Source organism: Streptomyces canus (assembly GCF_030815415.1).
GTDB lineage: Bacteria > Actinomycetota > Actinomycetes > Streptomycetales > Streptomycetaceae > Streptomyces > Streptomyces canus_F.
In genome coordinates this window covers 9,094,975-9,113,992 of sequence record NZ_JAUSWW010000001.1, presented here as the reverse complement: position 1 = coordinate 9,113,992, position 19,018 = coordinate 9,094,975, and the positions used below count along the sequence as shown (strand labels likewise).

The following is a 19,018-nucleotide window of genomic DNA, read 5'->3' as shown; positions in this document are numbered from 1 at the left end:
CCTACTTCCGCAGGACGGCCGGCTCGTGCCGACGCAGCAGCCGGGACACGACGTAGCCGAAGACGGCCGACAGCACGACGAGCATGGCCACGTTGAGCAGCCACACCCCCGCCGAGTGCCGGAACAGCGGGTCTCCGGTCAGCTCGCCGGGCACGATCCGGGCGAGGCCGACGGTGCCGGCCATCGCGCCGAGCGCCCATCGCGAGGGCACCAGCCAGGACAGCTGCTCCAGGCCGGGTACACCGTCGAGTTTCAGCAGGGCGCCGCAGAAGACCACCTGGACGATGGCGAGCAGCACGAGCAGCGGCATCGTCACCTCCTCCTTGCGCACCAGCGCGGAGACCAGCAGGCCGAGCATCATCGCCGTGAACGCCAGCAGGGCGACCGCGACGGTGATTTCGACAAGGGGCGGCATCAGCACGCCCTCACCGCCCGGCGCGTTGAGGTCGACGCCGAACAGGCCGACCAGGGTCAGCACGACCGCCTGGAGCACGGTGATCGTGCCGAGGACGACGACCTTGGAGAGCAGGTACGCCGATCTGGACAGCCCCACGGCCCGCTCCCGCTGATAGATCACGCGTTCCTTGACCAGCTCGCGCACGGCGTTGGCCGCCCCCGTGAGCACACCGCCGACGCAAAGGATCAGCAGCGCGTTCATCGCCGTCTCCTGCGTCAGCTTGCTGCCGGCCAGGGCGCGGGTCATCGCGCCCATCACGAACGGCAGGGCGATCATGATGACGAGGAAGGTGCGGTCGGCGACCAGTGCCGTGGCGTAGCGGCGGATCAGGGTGCCGAGCTGAGCGCCCCGGCTGCGGGGCCTGGGCGGTGGGGCGATGACGACCGGTCCGGACCGGGACACCCGGGGCTGCCCGGTCGCGTCGGAGACGTACTGCCGGTGGAAGGACGAGGCGCGGAACTCTCCGGCCCAGTCCCGGTCCTGGTCCCGCTCGAAGGCCTCGAAGGCCTCCGGCCACTGCGCGTAGCCGAAGTAGGCGAGGGTGTCCTCGGGCGGGCCGTAGTAGGCGATCTTCCCGCCGGGGGCGAGGACGAGGAGCCGGTCGCAGACGTCGAGGCTGAGGACGCTGTGGGTGACGACGATGACGGTGCGGCCGTCGTCGGCGAGGCCGCGCAGCATGTGCATCACCGAGCGGTCCATGCCGGGGTCGAGGCCGGAGGTCGGCTCGTCGAGGAAGAGGAGTGAGGGCTTGGTCAGCAGCTCCAGGGCGACGCTGACGCGCTTGCGCTGACCGCCGGAGAGGCTGTGCACGGCCTGGTCGGCGCGCTGTTCCAGGCCCAGTTCGCGGATGACCTCCTCGACCCTGGCCTGCCGCTCGGCCTTGGCGGTGTCCTGCGGGAAGCGCAGTTCGGCGGCGTAGGTCAGGGCGGCGCGGACGGTGAGCTGGGCGTGCAGGATGTCGTCCTGCGGGACGAGGCCGATGCGCTGGCGCAGCTCGGCGTAGTCGCGGTACAGGTCGCGGCCGTCGTACAGGACCGTGCCGTGGTCGGCGGGGCGCTGTCCGGTGAGGGCGCCCAAGAGGGTGGACTTGCCCGCGCCGCTCGGGCCGACGACCGCGAGCAGGCACTTCTCCCCCACCGGGAACGACACATGCTCGAGGAGCGTCTTGCGGCCGTGGTCCACGGCGACGCTCAGATCCTGGACGTCGAGGGAGACCTCACCGGTGTCGACGTACTCCTGGAGCTCGTCGCCGACCAGGCAGAACGCCGAGTGGCCGATACCGACGACATCGCCGGGGCCGAGCTGGGCGCTGGTGACGGGGCTGCCGTTGAGGTAGGTGCCGTTGTGGCTGCCCAGGTCGGCGATCTCGTACGTCCCGTCGGGGTGGGCGCGCAGCTCGGCGTGCCGGCGGGAGACGACCAGGTCGTCGATGACGAGGTCGTTGTCGGCGGCGCGGCCGATGCGGACGGTACGGGAGGGCAGCGGACGGACGGTGGTGGGCTGTCGGAAGGTGCCGGTGAGTGCGGGCATGGACACCGCCGAGGGGCGTTCCCGGGGGGCGGGTGCGGTACTGGTCAGCACCGCCCTGGGGCCGTCGGCGGGGCTGCCGAAGCGGATCACGCTGCCGGGGCCGACGCTCCACTCGCCGACACGGCGGCCGTCGGCGTAGGTGCCGTTCGTGCTGTGCTCGTCCTCCAGCGTCCAGTGGTCGGCCTCGGGGCGCAGGACCGCGTGGTGCCACGAGACCCGGGCGTCGTCGATAAAGATGTCGCTCAGTGGATCGCGCCCGACGTGGTAGTCGCGGCCCGGACTCATCACCGTGGATCCCGTGTCGGTCTCCAGGACGAGTTCAGGCGCGGTCGGCGTGTTCGGCCGCTCTGCCATGCCGAAATTCTACCGATTCGCCCAGATGTGCGCCTGGCGCGGCCTCGGGAAGCTCAGCCCACCGACACCACCAGAGCCGGGATCGTCCGCTGCATCCGCAGGGCGTCCACCGACTCGGCGAGCAGCTCGTACTCGGTGGTTTCGTCGCAGGTGGCGATCCGGATCAGCCGTCCGGCCGCCAACTCCTCGGCGACCAGATCCTGTTGGGCGTCGTTCCCGCACCAGGCGCGCAGCACGGCGGGCACATCGGGGACGGTATCGGCAACCGGGACGAGGGCGCCCGCCGGTAAGTGCTCGGCGTCGGGCTGCGGGTCGAGTCGCTCGGCGATCCAGGCGGCCCGGTCGCGCAGCCACCAGAGCGCCAGGGCGAGGGTCGGGGCCCGGTAGCTGCCCAGGGGCACGCCGATACGTTTCCCCTCGCACGTTCCGTACGCGGTGACATGGCACAGGAATTCGTCGTGCACGTTCACTCCCCCGGTGCGTAGTGCGCCTCTCGGCTTGCCTCGCTTTCGGTGCGGCTCTTGTGCTTGCGGGTACCCAGGGCTCATGTGCGGTGCGTGATGGCATCCTCGCTGGATGTGAATACCCTGTCAGTTTGAGTATGTTCACTACTGAAACACTGTCACCATGACTTTCCGGCCAGTCTCCTGGCATATTCACCGGGGGAGTTGGCCGAAATCCGGCGACTGTCGCCATTACCCCAGGGGTAATCGACGCTCCGCGGCGATGCGGGCAAGGTTGCGGTACCGGGTCACCACGACCGGGATCCGGTTCCTGACCAGCAAATACACCTCAATGGAGGCTGATTCCGCATGCCCGCCGACACCGACCGTTACGAGAGTGCCGTCGCCCGTTACTTCGAGGCCTGGAACGCCGTCGATCAGGAGACGCTGGCCAAAGCGGTGGCCGCCGCCTGGGCCCCGGACGGCACCTACACCGACCCGCTGGCCGACGTGGGCGGCCATGAGCAGATCGCCGCGGTGATCGCGGCGGCGCACGAGCAGTTCCCGGGGTTCGCCTTCCGTCCCACCGCGGTCGTGGACGGCCATCACGACACCGCGCGCTTTTCCTGGGAGCTGGTGAACGAGGCCGACGGAAGCGCACCCGTCGCCGGCTTCGACGTAATCACGCTGGACGAGAAGGGCCGTATCCGGTCGGTGCTCGGATTTCTGGACCGGGTGCCCGCCGGGGCGTGATGAGTTTCCGCGCTCGCGAGGGTCTCTTGAACGGGAGGACTCCTGAACGGGAGACCACCGCGAGCGAAAGGCGGCGCCATGGGCACGACCGAGAAACTGGACCGGCACTTCACGGCCGAGCTGGTCAAGAGCCCCGCCGAAGGGGGCTGGACCTATCTCGTGTGGCCCGAGTCCGTCGCGTTCTTCGGCACGCGCGGGCTGGTCAAGGTGCGCGGCACGATCGACGGGCACCCGTTCCGGAGCTCCTTCATGGCCCTGGGCGACGACAGGCACAAGCTGCCCGTGAAGGCCGAGGTGCGCAGGGCCATCGGGAAGGAGGCGGGCGACACGGTGACCGTCCGCCTCCAGGAGCGGCTTACTTCTTGATCACGGCGTCGATCCGGGCCAGCTCGTCCGCGTCGAAGTCGAGGTTGCGGATGGTGCCGACACTGTCCTCGATCTGCTGCGGGCTGCTCGCGCCGACCAGGGCGGAGGTCACCCGGCCGCCGCGCAGGACCCAGGCCAGGGCCATCTGGGCCAGGGTCTGGCCGCGGGACTCGGCGATGTCGTTCAGTTCGCGCAGCTGGGCGACCAGGTCCTCGGTGAGCGCGTCCGAGTTCAGGAACGGGCTGTCGCTCGCGGCGCGCGAGTCCTCCGGGATGCCGTCGAGGTAACGCCCGGTGAGCATGCCCTGCTCCAGCGGGGAGAAGACGATCGAACCGACCTGGAGCTCGTCCAGGGCGTCCAGGAGGCCCTCGTCCTCGGGGCGCCGGTCGAGCATCGAGTAGCGCGGCTGGTGGATGAGGAGCGGGGTGCCGAGCTCGCCGAGGATACGGGCGGCCTCGCGGGTCTGCTCCGCGGAGTAGTTGGAGACGCCGACGTAGAGCGCCTTGCCCTGCTGCACGGCCGAGTGCAGGGCGCCCATCGTCTCCTCCAGCGGAGTCTCCGGGTCGGGGCGGTGCGAGTAGAAGACGTCGACGTAGTCCAGGCCCATCCGCGTCAGGCTCTGGTCCAGCGAGGACAGCAGGTACTTGCGGGAGCCCCACTCGCCGTACGGGCCGGGCCACATCAGATAGCCGGCCTTGGTGGAGATGATCAGCTCGTCGCGGTAGGCGGCGAGATCGGACTTCAGGGCCTCGCCGAAGGCGGACTCGGCGGCACCGGGCGGGGGGCCGTAGTTGTTGGCCAGGTCGAAGTGGGTGACTCCGAGGTCGAAGGCGCGGCGCAGGATCGCGCGCTGTGTCTCGACGGTGCGGTCCGCCGGGCCGAAGTTGTGCCACAGGCCCAGCGAGATCGCGGGAAGCTTCAGGCCGCTGCGGCCGGTGCGCCGGTACGGCATGTCCGAGTAGCGGTCGGGGTGTGCGGTGTACAACGCGACTCCAGAGGGGTTGGCACGGTTTCGGTTTCCTGAGAACCGTCGTCCACTCTTTCGCGACCTGGGGGCATTGGTCCAACAGAAGAATCCGATGGAATTGAGCGGATACGCTTCTCAGTCATGGAACTCCGACATCTCCAGCACTTCGTCGCGGTCGCCGAGGACCAGCACTTCACCCGGGCGGCCGAGCGACTGCTGGTGTCCCAGTCGGGTCTGTCTGCCTCCATCCGGGCACTGGAGCGGGAGCTGCAGACGCCGTTGTTCGTGCGGACCACCCGACGGGTGACGCTCACCCCCGCGGGCCGGGCGCTGCTGGGTGAGGCCGAGCGCATCCTCGCGCAGGTGCGGGCGGCCCATGAGGCGGTCGCCGCGGTGCAGGGGGTGCTGCGCGGGATGCTCGCGCTCGGGTCCGAGCAGTGCATCGCCGGGGTGCATGTGGCCGGCCTGCTCGCCGCGTTCCGGCGACGGCACCCGGATGTGGAGATCTGTCTGCGGCAGGCGGGCTCGGGCGCGCTCGCGGAGGAGGTCGCGGCCGGGCGTCTCGACATGGCCTTCGCGGTGCGGACGGCGCAGGAGGACACCGACCAGCTGCGGGTCGTCCCGCTGGCCGGGGAGCCGATGACCGTCCTGTGCCACCCCGACCACCGGCTCGCGCGCGCCGGCGCGGCCGTGACCCCGGAGGATCTGGGCGGCGAGGTCTTCGTCGACTTCCACCCGGACTGGGGCCCGCGCCGCACCACCGACGCCGCGTTCGCCGCCGCGGGCGTACGGCGGGCGGTCGCGCTGGAGGTGAACGACGTGCACAGCCTCCTGGACCTGGTGGACGAGAACCTGGGCGTCGCCGTCGTACCGCGCCACTTCCGTCACAAGCGCCCGTCGCTGACCGCGCTGCCCGTGAAGGGCACCGGGGAGACCGTGTACGAGACGGTCGCCCTGCTGCCGCCCGAGCAGGCCACCAGCCCGGCGGCCCGGGCACTGATGGAGCTGCTGGAAACAGGGGGCGTAGGTACACCCCCGGACGGGGCCCACCCCTCCTGACCCGGCCCCGTCCCTCACCGCAGACTCGTGACCGTCCCTCACGGCAACTGCGGTCAGGAGTACGGGAAATGACGGATCACACACGACGGAACGTACTGCGCGGCGCGGCGGCGATCGCGGCGGCGGGCGGACTGGTGGGCACGGGCGCGGGGGCGGGACCGCGTGCGGCCGCCGCGGCTCCCCAGGCGTCCACCGCGCGGCGCTTCCCCTTCCTGGAGGGCGCGTTCGAGCCCGTCACGGAGGAACTGACGGCCTTCGACCTGCCGGTCACCGGTCGCATCCCCTGCGACCTGAACGGCCGTTATCTGCGCAACGGCCCCAACGTCCTGGGTCTGGAGGACCCGCGCGCGCATCACTGGATGCTGGGCGACGGCATGGTGCACGGTGTCCGGCTGCGCGACGGCCGCGCCGAGTGGTACCGCAACCGCTGGGTGCGCTCCTCCCAGGTGGCGAAGAAGCTGGGCGAGCCCTACCCGCGTCCGGTGCCGCCGGACGACTTCCCGTGCAACACCCATGTGATCCCCTACCGGGGGCGGATCCTCACGCTCCAGGAGAGCGGGCCGCTGCCGTACGAACTCGACGACGAGCTCAACACCGTGGGCACCTACGACTTCCGGGGCACCCTGAAGGGCCCGCTCACCGCGCACACCAAGTTCGACGTCCACGCCGGTGAACTGCACGCCATCGCCTACTACCCGACCTGGGACCATGTCCGGCACCTGGTGGTCGGCCCGACGGGCCGCGTCGCACGCACCACCAGGATCCCGGTGGCGGACGCGCCGATGATCCACGACTTCGCGCTCACCGAGCACTACGTGATCATCCTCGACATGCCGGTCACCTTCGACCCCGCGGCAGCCGAGCGCGGAGACATCGTCCCGTACGTCTGGAACGACGAGCACCCGGCCCGGGTCGGAGTACTGCCGCGCAAGGGCGGTGCGGTCCGCTGGTTCGAGGTCGACCCGGTCTACTACTCGCACACCCTCAACGCCTACGAGGAGGGCACGGACATCGTCATCGACACGACCAACTTCGACGCCCCCTTCCTCGTCGCCGGCAACGGCTCGGGCGGCCCCTACAACGCGGGCACCCCCAGGCTCGACCGCTGGACGATCGACCTGCGCCACGGCCGGGTGCGGACCCGTACTCTCGACGACCGCCCGCAGGAATTCCCGCGCGTGAACGAGGCGTTGGTCTCCCGCAGGCACCGCTACGGCTACTCGGCGGCGTCCGCGGAGATGGCGGTGGCCTACATGGCGGTGGACGGCAACCCGCCCGACCGGGCGTTCAGCAACGCGCTCATCAAGCAGGACCTGTTGCGCGGCACGACCCAGGTCCACCGGCTGCCGCGCGGAGCGGCCGCGAGCGAGGCCGTGTTCGTCCCGCGCGAACACAGTGCGGCCGAGGACGACGGGTACGCGATCGCCTACGTCCACAATCCCGACCGCGGAGCCTCCGACCTGCTGATCCTCGCCGCACAGGACTTCACCGGCGAGCCGGTCGCCCGGATCCAGCTGCCGGGCCGGGTGCCGCTGGGGTTCCACGGGAGCTGGATTCCGGACGCATGAGGCGCCCGGGTGCGCGATGGTGGACGTATGCATGCGAAGGACATCCTCATCGACGGCTACAGCCGCATCCAAGAAGAAGTCCATGCCGCCGTCGAAGGGCTCGGCCCCGACGACCTCAACCACCAGCCCGCGCCCGGCGCCAACTCCATCTCCTGGCTGATCTGGCATCTCACCCGCGTCCAGGACGACCACATGGCCGACGCCTTCGGGCTCGACCAGGTCTGGCTGACCCAGGACTGGGAGAAGCGCTTCGCCCTCGATCTGCCGACCCGCGACACCGGGTACGGCCACAGCGCCGCGAAGGTGGCCAAGGTGCGGGTCGACTCGGCGGAGCTGCTGACCGGTTACTACGACGCCGTCCACGCGCAGAGCCTCGGCGTCCTGCGTGAGCTGGCAGCCAAGGACCTGGAACGCGTCGTGGACGAGAACTGGGATCCGCCGGTCACCCTGGGCGTCCGGCTGGTCAGCGTCCTGTCCGACGATCTGCAGCACGTCGGACAGGCCGCCTACCTCCGGGGACTGCGTCAGAGCGCGTAGCCCGGCAGGACGACGTCGTCGATGAGGGCCTTGCGCTCGTCGAACGGGATGAACGCGCTCTTGAGGGCGTTCACCGTGACCGTGCGCAGGTCCTCGACACTCCAGCCCGCCTCCTCGACCAGCAGGGACATCTCGCGGGTCATCGTCGTGCCGGACACCAGACGGTTGTCGGTGTTCAGGGTGACGCGGAAGCCGAGGTCCTTCAGGGCCGTGATCGGGTGCTCGGCGATCGAGGTGGCGGCACCGGTCTGGAGGTTGGAGGTGGGGCACATCTCCAGGGCGATACGACGGTCGCGCACCCAGCCCGCGAGACGGCCGAGCTTGCCGTCCGCGAGGTCGGGGATGTCGTCGGTGATACGGACGCCGTGGCCGATGCGCTGGGCGCCGCAGACCTGGAGGGCCTGGTGGATGCTGGGCAGGCCGTGGGCCTCGCCGGCGTGGATGGTGAACGGGACGTTCTCGCGGCGCAGGTGCTCGAAGGCGGCGAGGTGGTCGGCGGGCGGGAAGCCGTCCTCGGCGCCGGCGATGTCGAAGCCGACGACACCCGCGTCGCGGAAGGCGACGGCCAGGTCGGCCGCCTCGCGGACACGGTCGAACATCCGCATGCCGCACAGCAGGGTGCCGACCCGGACCGGGGTGCCGGCGGCGGCCGCCTTGGCCATACCGGCCGCGAGCCCCTCCTGAACGGTCTCCACGACCTCGCTCATGGCGAGCCCGCCCTGGGTGTTCAGCTCGGGGGCGTAACGCACCTCGCCGTACACGACACCGTCCGCGGCCAGGTCGAGGACGTACTCCTCGGCGGTGCGCAGCAGGCCCTCGCGGGTCTGCATCACGGCGAGGGTGTGCTCGAAGGTGGCTATGTAACGCACCAGGTCGCCGGAGTTCGCGGCGTCGTAGTACCAGGCGGCCAGCTCGTCCGGGTCGGTGGTGGGCAGGGTGTGGCCGACCGCGTCCGCGAGTTCCACCACGGTGGCAGGGCGCAGGCCGCCGTCGAGGTGGTCGTGCAGCACGGCCTTGGGCAGCCGGCGGATGGCGTCGGAGTCTACGCGCGTAGCAGTCATGGTGGATCTTTCCTTGGCAGTGCGGCGGGGCGGTGTTCGGGCGGTGCGACAGATGCGGTGCGGTCTTCAGTCGGCGGGCTGGAGCAGGTCCCAGCGGTTGCCGTACAGGTCCTGGAAGACGGCGACCGAGCCGTAGGGCTCGTGGCGCGGCTCCTCCAGGAAGGTCACGCCGGCGGCGGTCATCCGGGCGTGGTCACGGGCGAAGTCGTCGGTGTGCAGGAAGAAGCCGACGCGTCCGCCGGTCTGGTCGCCGACCCGGCCGCGCTGGGCCTCGCTCTTGGCGCGGGCGAGGAGCAGGCCCGTGCCCCCGGCCTGTCCGGACCCCGGCTCCACGACGACCCAGCGGGAGCCGTCGGGGCGCGGGGCGTCCTCGGCGAGCCGGAAGCCGAGGGCCTCGGTGTAGAAGCGGATCGCCTCGTCGTAGTCGTCGACGACGAGGGTGACCAGGGCGACGCGTCTCATCGGGGCCTTTCGGAGGGCGGGGTTAGCGGAAGAGGTTATACGTAAAACGTCGCGGACGCCAGTCGCACCCGGACCGCCGGTCTCCGCCTCGCCCGGGCCTAGGACGCACGCCCGAGCCGGAGCGGGCCCCTGGACCGAGGCGGGGTCGCCCGCCGATTCACTACCGTCCGGTTCATGAAGATCGACGAGCCTCCGCGCGATGCCGAAGAGCGCAAGCGACACGTCCTGGACCGACTCGACCGGGAGAGCGACATCTGGGTCGCCTCGGCGGACGACGACGGGCTCCCGTGCATGGTCCCGCTCTGGTTCGTCTGGCACGCCGGGGCCGTATGGCTGGCGACGCGCCTGACGAACCCGACCGGCCGCAATCTGCGGAACGGCCGCCGGGCGCGGCTGGCGCTCGCGGACACCCGGGACGTGGTCCTGGTGGACGGTTCCGTGCAGACCCACACCCTCCAGGAGGTGCCGCCCGCGGCGGCGGCCGCGTTCCTCGCCAAGCACGGCTGGGATCCGCGGGAGGACAACCCGTCGTACGCCTTCTTCGAGGTGCGGCCGTACGCGGTGCAGGCCTGGCACGAGGTGCGGGAGCTGCCGAAACGGCACATCATGCGGGACGGGGAGTGGGTCGTCCAGGACCCGCCCCCCGGTCCGGCCACCACCCCGTGATCGGTGACGCCGGCTGATCAACCTGCCTTGGTGTGCGACGAGTCGAGGCGGGTCAGCTCGTCGTCGGTCAGCCGGATCGCACCGGCGGCCACGTTGTCGACGAGGTGGTCGGGGTTGCCGGTGCCGGGAATGGCCAGCACGTGCGGGCCCTGGTGCAGAGTCCAGGCGATACGGACCTGCGCGGGGCTCGCACCGTGCGCCCGGGCGATGGAGAGCACCTCGTCGTCGTGGTTCGTGGTCGCGCCCTGTTCGCCCACCGTGCCGGCCACCGCGTAGAACGGGACGTACGCGATGCCCTGCTCGCCGCAGATGCGCAGCAGTTCGTCGGGGTGGTCCAGGGCGTAGCGGTTCTGGACGCTCACCACGGGGGCGATGGCCTGTGCCTCGGCGAGGTGGCGGGGTTTGACGGACGAGATGCCCAGGTGGCGGACCAGTCCGGCCTCGCGCAGTTCGGCCAGTGCTCCGAAGTGCTCGGCGATCGAGTCCTGTTCCATGCGCCGCAGGTACACCAGGTCCAGGTGGTCCCGGCCCAGCTGGCGCAGGTTCTCCTCGACATGGCCGCGGAGGTCCTCGGGGCGGGCCGAGGTGCCCCACTCCCCCGTGTAGTCGCGGAAGGGGCCGACCTTGGCGGCGATGACCAGGTCGTCCGAGTACGGGGCCAGCGCGGTGTTGATCAGTTCGTTGGCGGAACGCAGGGACGAGAAGTAGAAGGCCGCCGTGTCGATGTGGTCGACGCCGAGCTCGACCGCCTTGCGCAGTACGGCGATCGAGCGCTGCCGGTCGCTCGGCGTCCCGTGGTGGAAGGCGGCGCTGCCCGTCAGCCGCATCGCGCCGAGGCCGAGGCGGTTGACGCTCAGGTCGCCCAGTTTCCAGGTGCCCGCGGCATCCGCGGTGATCGTTTCGGAGGTCATCAGCGGAGTGTCACACAGGGACCGCCGAGGGACGCGATCCCTTTACGGACATATGAATCATCCGTCCCAGCTCCAGTCCGCCACCTCCGGCAGATCCGTGCCGTGTTCGCGGATCCATGCGTGGTGGCGCAGGCGCGCGTCCTCCATCCGCTGTCGTACGGGAGCGGCGCGCACGGCGAGGCCGGGGACGCGGTCGATGACGTCCATGACCAGCCGGTAGCGGTCGAGGTCGTTGCGCACGACCATGTCGAAGGGCGTGGTCGTGGTGCCGATCTCCTTGTAGCCGCGGACATGGAGATGCGGGTGGCCGTCGCGGCGGTACGCCAGCCGGTGGATGAGCCAGGGATAGCCGTGGTACGCGAAGATCACCGGCCGGTCGGTGGTGAACAGGCCGTCGTACTCGTAGTCGCTCATCCCGTGCGGGTGTTCGTCGCTCGGCATGAGCCGTGCGATGTCCACGACGTTGACAACGCGTACGGCGAGCCGTGGCAGGTGGCGGCGGAGCAACTGGGCGGCGGCCAGCACCTCCAGGGTCGGCACGTCGCCCGCGCAGGCCAGGACGACGTCCGGATCCCGGGTGCTGTCCTCGGTACCGGCCCACTCCCAGATCCCGGCGCCGCGGGCGCAGTGCGCCTTGGCCTGCTCCATCGACAGCCAGTCGTAACTGGGCTGTTTCCCGGCGACGATCACATTGACGTAGTCGCGGCTGCGCAGCGCGTGATCCGCCACCGACAGCAGGGTGTTGGCGTCCGGCGGGAAGTACACCCGTACGACTTCGGGGCTCTTGTTGAGGATGTGGTCGACGAAGCCGGGGTCCTGGTGGGAGAAGCCGTTGTGGTCCTGGCGCCAGACGTGCGAGGTCAGCAGGTAGTTGAGGGAGGCGATGGGGGCGCGCCAGGGCAGTCGGCGGGTGACCCGCAGCCATTTGATGTGCTGGTTGACCATCGAGTCGACGATGTGGGCGAAGGCTTCGTAGCAGGAGAAGAGTCCGTGCCGGCCCGTGAGGAGGTAGCCCTCCAGCCAGCCCTGGCAGGTGTGTTCGGAGAGGATCTCCATCACCCGGCCGTGCCGGTCGAGGTGTTCGTCGACGTCCAGGATGGCGGCCTGCCAGGCCTTGCCGGTGGCGGCGTAGACGGCTTGGAGGCGGTTGGACTCGGTCTCGTCGGGGCCGACGATGCGGAAGTCCCGCCGGTCGGCGGTGGCGCGCATGACGTCCTCGAGCAACTCGCCCAGGATGCGGGTGGGTTCGTGGAGGGTGGCGCCGGGTTTGTCGACGGGGACGGCGAACCGTTCGAGGGGCGGCAGGGGCAGGGAGCGAAGGAGCAGGCCGCCGTTGGCGTGGGGGGTGGCGCCGAGTCGGCGCTTTCCTTCGGGGACGCAGGCCAGGACGTGAGGCTTCGGGCCGCCGTTCTCGTCGAACAGGTCCTCGGGGCGGTACGAGCGCAGCCACTGCTCCAGCTGCCGCAGGTGGTCGGGGTTGTCGCGGACGGCGGCGAGGGGGACTTGGTGGGCGCGCCATGTGCCTTCCACCGGGAGGCCGTCGACCTCGGCGGGGCCGGTCCAGCCCTTGGGGGTGCGCAGCACGATCATCGGTGGCCGGCCGCGCTCGGCGATGCGGTCGAGCGCGGTGTCCAGGGCGTGGGCCATGGCGCGGTGGACGGTGGCCGGGTCGTCGCCGGTGACGTGGAGGGGTTCGTGGCCGTATCCCCGCAGGAGGGCGTCGAGTTCGTCCTCGGGGATACGGGCCAGCACCGTCGGGTTGGCGATCTTGTAGCCGTTGAGGTGGAGAATCGGCAGGACGGCACCGTCGTGTTCGGGGTCGAGGAACTTGTTGGAGTGCCAGGACGCGGCCAGCGGGCCCGTCTCGGCCTCACCGTCGCCGATGACGCAGGCGACCACCAGACCGGGGTTGTCGAGCGCGGCTCCGTAGGCGTGCGAGAGGGAGTAGCCGAGCTCACCGCCCTCGTGGATGGAGCCGGGGGTCTCGGGGGCGACATGGCTCGGCACACCGCCGGGGAACGAGAACTGTTTGAAGAGGCGGGTCATGCCCTGCGTGTCCCGCGTGATGTCCGGATAGGTCTCGCTGTACGAGCCCTCCAGCCAGGCGTTGGCGAGCACGGCGGGGCCGCCGTGACCAGGGCCCCAGATGCACAGGGCGTCCAGGTCGCGGGCCTTGACGGCGCGGTTGAGGTGGGTGTGGACGAGGTTCAGCCCGGGTGAGGTGCCCCAGTGGCCGAGCAGCCGTGGCTTGATGTGCTCGGGGCGCAGGGGCTCGGTCAGCAGGGGGTTCGCCATCAGGTAGATCTGGCCGACGGCGAGGTAGTTGGCGGCGCGCCAGTGGGCGTCCAGGGAGGTCAGTTCCTCGTCCGTGAGTGCGCCGGGCGGGTGGCGGGGGTCGACGGACATGGGGTTCCCTTCCGGTCGGGTGTCGCGGTGCGGGTCGACGGTGTCTGCCGTCCACCTTCGTCGCGTTCCCGGGTACCCGGGTACCCGGGATGGGCCTCATGGGCCAAAGTCTTCGGGAGGAAAGCCGTGGATTCCTTCTGCGGAATCTCTTGCGTTCAGGGCCGGTCGCCACGGCCCCGGGCGGTCCGCCAACGGGGGGCCTCGTCATCGGGGACGTCCGGGGAGCCGAAGTGGAACGGCACCCCGAGGTGGTCGGCCAGGGCTCGGCCGGCCTCGGCGGCGACCGCGTTCGGCGGGGCCCCGCCACGGCGGTGGTGCAAGGTCGCCAGGTGCCCTTCCCCGGCCGGGTCGTCCAGGACCGCGAGCAACTCCACGAACCAGTCGTGGACGGTGTCGCCGTCCCACACAGCCTCGACGGCGGCGACACGACCGGGCAGAGCCGCCGCACGGGCCGCGAGAGACGGGACGTCGAGCGGATCGGGCGGCCGGATCCGCACCCGGTCGCCGAGCGCCTCGTACCGCGTTCGGACCACCCGCTCGGCGTCGTGCAGCCCCAGCCCCAGGGGCCGCAAGGCTTCCCACACGGACTTCACCGCCGCGATCCGGCGGTCGCGCAGCACGTCCGCGTCGACCTCCTGCCGGGTCCGTTCCTCCAGGTAGGACCACCAGCCGCTCATGGGGCCGCCGGGCGGGATCGTATGGGGTGCGTCATGGTTCGACGGTACGTCAGCGCACGGCTCGGGAGGCGGTTCCGACCCCCTCCCCCGCGCGTGCCCGAGCGGCGCTCCCCTGAGCCGCGAGGGTCCACGAGGGTACGTCGACGACGGCCCAGGCGAATCGGCCCAGGGCCACCGAACCGACGCCCACTCCTGCAACACGCTTACGCATGGCCCTGGTTCAGCACAACGCGCCTCAGCCCAGCGGCTTGTCCAGCACCGCCTTGCGGTGGCTGAACGTCTCGATGGAGTACCGCCCGTGGTAGTTGCCCATGCCGCTCGCTCCCACACCGCCGAACGGCAGGTCGGAGACGGTGAGGTGGGCCAGCGGGAGGCCGTAGCCGAGGCCGCCGGAGGACGTCTCGGCGGCGAGGCGGTCCCGGGTGTCCTGCGACGCGGTGAAGACGTACAGGGCGAGGGGCTTGTCGCGGTCGTTGATGAAGTCGATCGCCGCGTCGAGGTCCGGCACGGTGACGATCGGGAGGATCGGGCCGAAGATCTCCTCCTGCATGACGGGCGAGGCGGGGTCGACGTCGGCGAGGACGGTGGGCGCGATGTACTTCGTGGCACGGTCGCTCGCACCGCCCACGACGACACGGCCCGAGTCGAGCAGTCCGCTCAGCCGGTCGAAGTGCCGTTCGTTGACGATCCGGCCGAACTCGCCGGAGGCCGAGGCGTCACTGCCGTAGACGGCCTCGACCGCCTTGCGGAACAGGGGTTCCAGGGCGGCGGCGGTCTCCGGGTCGGTGAGGACGTAGTCGGGGGCGACGCAGGTCTGCCCCGCGTTGAGGAACTTTCCGCGGGCCAGTCGGTCGGCGACGACGGGGAGGTCGGCGTCCCGGTCGACGAACGCCGGGGACTTGCCGCCGAGTTCGAGGGTGACCGGGGTGAGGTGCTCGGCGGCGGCGCGCATGACGATACGGCCGACGGTGCCGTTGCCGGTGTAGAAGATGTGGTCGAAGCGCTCGGCCAGCAGGGCCGTGGTCTCCGGGATGCCGCCCTCGACGACGGCGAAGGCCTCGGTGTCGAGGAACGCCGGCAGGAGCCGGGCCAGTACGGCGGAGGTGGCCGGGGCCATCTCGCTCGGCTTGACGACAACCGCGTTGCCGGACGCCAGGGCGCCGACCACGGGGGCGAGCAGGAGCTGGGCCGGGTAGTTCCAGGGGGCGATGACGAGGACGACGCCGAGCGGGTCGTACTGCGTCCAGGCGGTGGCGTCGGCGCCGAGGTGCGCGGGGACCGGGGCGGACTCGACGCGCAGCCAGTCCTCGAGGTGGTCGAGGGTGTGGTCGATCTCGCGGATCACGAAGTCGATCTCGGTGCGGTAGGCCTCGGTGGAGCTCTTGCCCAGGTCGGCGTGGAGGGCGGCGGCCAGGTCGGTGCCGTGCTCGGTGAGCATCTCGCGCAGTCGGCGCAGCTGCGTGGTGCGCCATTCGACGGGCTTGGTGCGGCCGGTGCGGAAGGTGGCGCGCAGCCGGGCCACGATGTCGGCGGGCTGCTCGGGGGTGGGCTGGTTCACGATGCCTCGCTGATGCTGCGCGGCCGCTGGGCACGGCCTCGAACGGTTGGATGTAATTGCCAACCTTTTCTCCACCCAGATACATTCCCTGACCACGTAAGTAACTTTCCGCTACGCCGCAATCACACTCGGGTGGAGCTGTCCAGCGCGCCCGCCAGACGGTCGAGCAGGGCGCGCAGGAGCTCCTCCTCGCTGTCCCCGAGGGCGGGCCAGTCGGCGCGGACCGCGCGGTCGACGCGCCGCCAGTACTCCTCGCCGCGCGGGGTGAGGTGGGCCAGGATGCGGCGCCGGTCCAGCGGGTCGACGCGGCGGTGGACCAGGTTCTGGTCGACGAGCTGGTCGACGAGCTTGGTCAGCGTCGGCGGCGGCAGGAACGCGGCCTCGGCTATCGCCGTCATGTGATGCCCCTGCCCGTCGCAGAGCAGCCCGAGCACCCGCCAGGCGTCGAGCGAGCAGCCCTCCTCGTCCAGGACCGTCTGGAGGCGGCGCGCCGCCAGTCGCTCGGCCCGCGTCAGGAGCTGCACCAGGTCGCGGGGCTGACGCGGGGATGAGGTGGGCATCGCGCTCCTAGGTCACGGGGTGCGTACATCGTATGAGACAGGCTGGAGTTCACCGGGCGGACCCGAAATCATGACGCCATGTTCCGCCACGATCCCCCCGCACCCGAGTGGTTCACGGCCGACGCCTCCGTGCTCGGCGTGGCCCTCGTGGTCCCGATGCAGGGGCCGGCGGGGATCTTCGGGCCGACCTGCGAGCTGTGCGCGCAACTGGCGGCCGAGGAGGTCAACCGGGCGGGCGGGGTCCTGGGGCGGGAGCTGCGGCTGCTGCCCGTGGACGGCGGTGGTTCACCGCGGGAGATCGCCGACCATGTCGAGGCGCTGGTGGACCTGGGGGTCGTGCAAGGCGTCACGGGCTGGCACATCTCCTCGGTGCGGCAGGCGCTGGCGCCGAGGATCGCCCATCGGGTGCCCTACGTCTACACCGCCCTGTACGAGGGCGGCGAGCACACCGCCGGGGTGTTCCTGACGAGCGAGACGCCGCGCGACCAACTCCGGCCCGCGATGGGGCTGCTGGCGCACGAGCGGGGGGCGCGCCGGTGGTTCGTCGTCGGCAACGACTATGTGTGGCCCCGGCGTACGGCACGGGCCGCGCACGGGTACGCGCGCGAGTCCGGTGGAGCCGTGGACGGGGAGGTCTATCTTCCGCTGGGCACCCATGACTTCGAGCCGGTGCTGCGGCGCATCGAGCGGTCGGAGGCGGACGCCGTGCTGATGCTGCTGGTGGGCAGCGACGCGGTGCGCTTCAACCGGGCGTTCGCCGCCTACGGGCTGCCCGCGCGCTGTCTGCGGCTCAGCACTCTCATGGACGAGAACATGCTGATGGCGAGCGGCCCTTCGGCCACCGAGGACCTCTACAGCACCGCCGGCTTCTTCGCCTCGCTCGCCAACCAGGACACCCTCGACTTCCATGGGCAGTACGCCGGACGCTACGGCGTCGAGGCACCCGCGCTGGGCAGTCTCGGCGAATCCTGCTACGAGGGCGTGCTGCTGCTCGCCGCGCTGCTCAGGCGAGCCGGGACGCTGGACGTCACGGCGATCGGGGCGGCGGCCGGGACGGTGTCCTACGAAGGGCCGCGCGGGCTCATGCATCTGCGGGGCCGGCATGTGCGCCAGCGGATCTACCTGGCTCGCGCCGACGGGCTGGACTTCGACGTCCTCACGGAACTCGATCTGCACGGTTCCCACTCTTGACAGGAACCCGGCACCACCAAGATACTTCCCACAGAAAGTAATTAGAATGCCTCGGGCGAATTGTGATTTCTGTTTCTGAATGCAGATCACATGCCGCAAGGGGCGTTTTTTGTTGCCTCCGGGAAAGTCGAGCGAAACACCCCGGAAACAGCTGGACTTGAGTCTGTGGACCGCACTTCAGCAGGCAGTCACCCGAGGGGGTTGGTTTGTCCAGCGGTTCCAGCAGTTCCCGTATTCTCCGCCGACGTTTCCTGGCCGGCGGCGCCGCGCTCACCGCGGTGGTGGCCCTCTCCGCGTGCGGCGCGAAGACCGACGCGGCCGGCACGTCGTCCGACAAGGCCGCGAAGATCGACGTCAGCGGTGACACGGTCAAGGTCGGTCTGCTCAACTCGCTCTCCGGCACCATGGCGATCAGCGAGGTGACCGTACGCGACTCGCTGAAGCTGGCGATCGACGAGATCAACGCCTCCGGCGGCGTGCTCGGCAAGCAGATCAAGCCCATCAGCGAGGACGGCGCCTCCGACTGGCCGACATTCGCCGAGAAGGCGCAGAAACTCATCAGGGAGGACGGGGTCGCGGCCACCTTCGGCTGCTGGACCTCCGCCAGTCGCAAGGCCGTCAAGCCGGTCTTCGAGAAGAACAAGTCGCTGCTGTTCTACCCGGTGCAGTACGAGGGCCTCGAGGAGTCCCCGTACATCTTCTACACGGGCGCGACCACCAACCAGCAGATCGTCCCGGGCCTCGACTACCTCAAGAGCAAGGGTCTGAAGAAGATCTACCTGGTCGGCAGCGACTACGTCTTCCCGCGTACCGCCAACAAGGAGATCAAGGCGTACGCCAAGGCCAACGGCATGACGATCGCCGGCGAGGACTACGCGCCGCTGGGCTCCACGGAGTTCTCCACGATCGCCAACAAGGTGAAGGCGTCGAAGGCGGACGCCGTCTTCAACACCCTCAACGGCGACTCCAACGTGGCCTTCTTCAAGGAGTACAAGTCCGCGGGGCTCACCTCCAAGACCATGCCGGTCGTCTCGGTGTCGATCGCCGAGGAGGAGGTCAAGTCGATCGGGACGCAGTATCTGGCGGGCCAGTTGACGGCCTGGAACTACTACCAGACCACCCCGGGCGCGGCGAACGCGAAGTTCGTGAAGGCGTACAAGGCCAAGTACGGCCAGGACAAGCCGACCAGTGACCCGATGGAGGCCGCGTACACCTCGGTCTACCTGTGGAAGGCGATGGTCGAGAAGGCGAAGTCCTTCGACCCGGAGAAGGTGAAGGCCGCCTCCGACGGCATCACCTTCGACGCCCCCGAGGGCAAGGTCACCGTCGACGGCGCCTCGCAGCACGTCTACAAGACCGCCCGGATCGGCGAGATCGGCACCGACGGCCAGATCAAGGAGGTCTGGAACTCCGGCAAGCCCATCAAGCCGGACCCGTTCCTCAAGGGCTACTCCTGGGCCTCCGGCCTGTCCTGACCGACCGTCACACGGCG

The 19,018-nt window shown here is 70.3% G+C and carries 18 protein-coding genes; 8 read left to right on the top strand and 10 right to left on the bottom strand.

Annotated elements, in window-relative coordinates; translation table 11 throughout:
• Position 1: 1 nt before the first annotated feature.
• Complete coding sequence (locus tag QF037_RS42215) at positions 2–2,341, bottom strand: ABC transporter ATP-binding protein/permease (protein WP_307034668.1); 2,340 nt, start codon at positions 2,339–2,341, stop codon at positions 2–4.
• 53 nt (positions 2,342–2,394) lie between these two features.
• Positions 2,395–2,805 carry a hypothetical protein gene (locus QF037_RS42210; RefSeq protein ID WP_307034666.1) on the bottom strand — a complete coding sequence of 137 codons (411 nt, stop codon included), beginning with the start codon at positions 2,803–2,805 and terminating at the stop codon, positions 2,395–2,397.
• Positions 2,806–3,153: 348 nt separating this feature from the next.
• On the opposite strand from QF037_RS42210, the gene QF037_RS42205 reads away from it, so the two are divergent.
• Positions 3,154–3,537: a nuclear transport factor 2 family protein gene (locus QF037_RS42205; RefSeq protein ID WP_307034664.1), complete on the top strand. Its 384-nt coding sequence runs from the start codon at positions 3,154–3,156 to the stop codon at positions 3,535–3,537.
• 78 nt (positions 3,538–3,615) lie between these two features.
• The gene (locus QF037_RS42200; protein WP_307034662.1) at positions 3,616–3,903 is read left to right on the top strand and encodes a DUF1905 domain-containing protein; all 288 of its coding nucleotides are present in this window, start codon (positions 3,616–3,618) and stop codon (positions 3,901–3,903) included.
• On the opposite strand, the gene mgrA is transcribed toward QF037_RS42200, so the two are convergent.
• The gene (mgrA, locus tag QF037_RS42195) at positions 3,893–4,888 is read right to left on the bottom strand and encodes an L-glyceraldehyde 3-phosphate reductase (protein WP_307034660.1); all 996 of its coding nucleotides are present in this window, start codon (positions 4,886–4,888) and stop codon (positions 3,893–3,895) included. The two genes, QF037_RS42200 and mgrA, sit on opposite strands and share 11 nt — an antisense overlap.
• 123 nt (positions 4,889–5,011) lie before the next feature.
• On the opposite strand from mgrA, the gene QF037_RS42190 reads away from it, so the two are divergent.
• The 3 genes from QF037_RS42190 (at position 5,012) to QF037_RS42180 (ending at position 8,034) form a co-directional block, all read left to right on the top strand.
• On the top strand, positions 5,012–5,929 hold the full coding sequence (locus QF037_RS42190; protein ID WP_307034658.1) for a LysR family transcriptional regulator: 918 nt from the start codon (positions 5,012–5,014) through the stop codon (positions 5,927–5,929).
• A gap of 68 nt (positions 5,930–5,997) precedes the next feature.
• Positions 5,998–7,497 (top strand): carotenoid oxygenase family protein, encoded by a 1,500-nt coding sequence (locus QF037_RS42185; protein WP_307034656.1) that lies wholly within the window; start codon positions 5,998–6,000, stop codon positions 7,495–7,497.
• Positions 7,498–7,524: 27 nt separating this feature from the next.
• Positions 7,525–8,034 carry a mycothiol transferase gene (locus QF037_RS42180; protein ID WP_307034654.1) on the top strand — a complete coding sequence of 170 codons (510 nt, stop codon included), beginning with the start codon at positions 7,525–7,527 and terminating at the stop codon, positions 8,032–8,034.
• On the opposite strand, the gene QF037_RS42175 is transcribed toward QF037_RS42180, so the two are convergent.
• Positions 8,022–9,095, bottom strand: a complete 1,074-nt coding sequence (locus QF037_RS42175; RefSeq protein ID WP_307034652.1) for an adenosine deaminase — start codon at positions 9,093–9,095, stop codon at positions 8,022–8,024. The two genes, QF037_RS42180 and QF037_RS42175, sit on opposite strands and share 13 nt — an antisense overlap.
• A 66-nt stretch (positions 9,096–9,161) precedes the next feature.
• Entirely contained in the window at positions 9,162–9,557 is a 396-nt protein-coding gene (locus tag QF037_RS42170) for a VOC family protein (protein ID WP_307034651.1), read from the bottom strand.
• 174 nt (positions 9,558–9,731) lie between these two features.
• Between QF037_RS42170 and QF037_RS42165 the strand changes: the two genes are divergently transcribed.
• On the top strand, positions 9,732–10,223 hold the full coding sequence (locus QF037_RS42165; RefSeq protein WP_307034649.1) for a pyridoxamine 5'-phosphate oxidase family protein: 492 nt from the start codon (positions 9,732–9,734) through the stop codon (positions 10,221–10,223).
• 17 nt (positions 10,224–10,240) lie between these two features.
• On the opposite strand, the gene QF037_RS42160 is transcribed toward QF037_RS42165, so the two are convergent.
• From QF037_RS42160 to QF037_RS42140, 5 genes are all read right to left on the bottom strand, one after another.
• Positions 10,241–11,134 (bottom strand): aldo/keto reductase, encoded by an 894-nt coding sequence (locus tag QF037_RS42160; protein ID WP_307034647.1) that lies wholly within the window; start codon positions 11,132–11,134, stop codon positions 10,241–10,243.
• A gap of 57 nt (positions 11,135–11,191) precedes the next feature.
• A complete protein-coding gene (locus QF037_RS42155) occupies positions 11,192–13,540 on the bottom strand; it encodes a phosphoketolase family protein (RefSeq protein ID WP_307034645.1) in 2,349 nt (782 codons plus the stop codon).
• A 155-nt stretch (positions 13,541–13,695) separates the two neighbouring features.
• Positions 13,696–14,217 carry a hypothetical protein gene (locus tag QF037_RS42150; RefSeq protein WP_307034643.1) on the bottom strand — a complete coding sequence of 174 codons (522 nt, stop codon included), beginning with the start codon at positions 14,215–14,217 and terminating at the stop codon, positions 13,696–13,698.
• 235 nt (positions 14,218–14,452) lie between these two features.
• Entirely contained in the window at positions 14,453–15,832 is a 1,380-nt protein-coding gene (locus QF037_RS42145) for an aldehyde dehydrogenase family protein (protein WP_307037646.1), read from the bottom strand.
• A gap of 65 nt (positions 15,833–15,897) precedes the next feature.
• Positions 15,898–16,335, bottom strand: a complete 438-nt coding sequence (locus tag QF037_RS42140; protein WP_307034641.1) for a MarR family winged helix-turn-helix transcriptional regulator — start codon at positions 16,333–16,335, stop codon at positions 15,898–15,900.
• 78 nt (positions 16,336–16,413) lie between these two features.
• Here QF037_RS42140 and QF037_RS42135 point away from each other — a divergent pair, with 78 nt between their 5' ends.
• Both QF037_RS42135 and urtA read left to right on the top strand, forming a co-directional pair.
• A complete protein-coding gene (locus QF037_RS42135) occupies positions 16,414–17,526 on the top strand; it encodes a substrate-binding domain-containing protein (protein WP_307034639.1) in 1,113 nt (370 codons plus the stop codon).
• Positions 17,527–17,732: 206 nt separating this feature from the next.
• Complete coding sequence (urtA, locus tag QF037_RS42130; protein ID WP_373463882.1) at positions 17,733–19,001, top strand: urea ABC transporter substrate-binding protein; 1,269 nt, start codon at positions 17,733–17,735, stop codon at positions 18,999–19,001.
• The last annotated feature ends 17 nt before the right edge of the window (positions 19,002–19,018 follow it).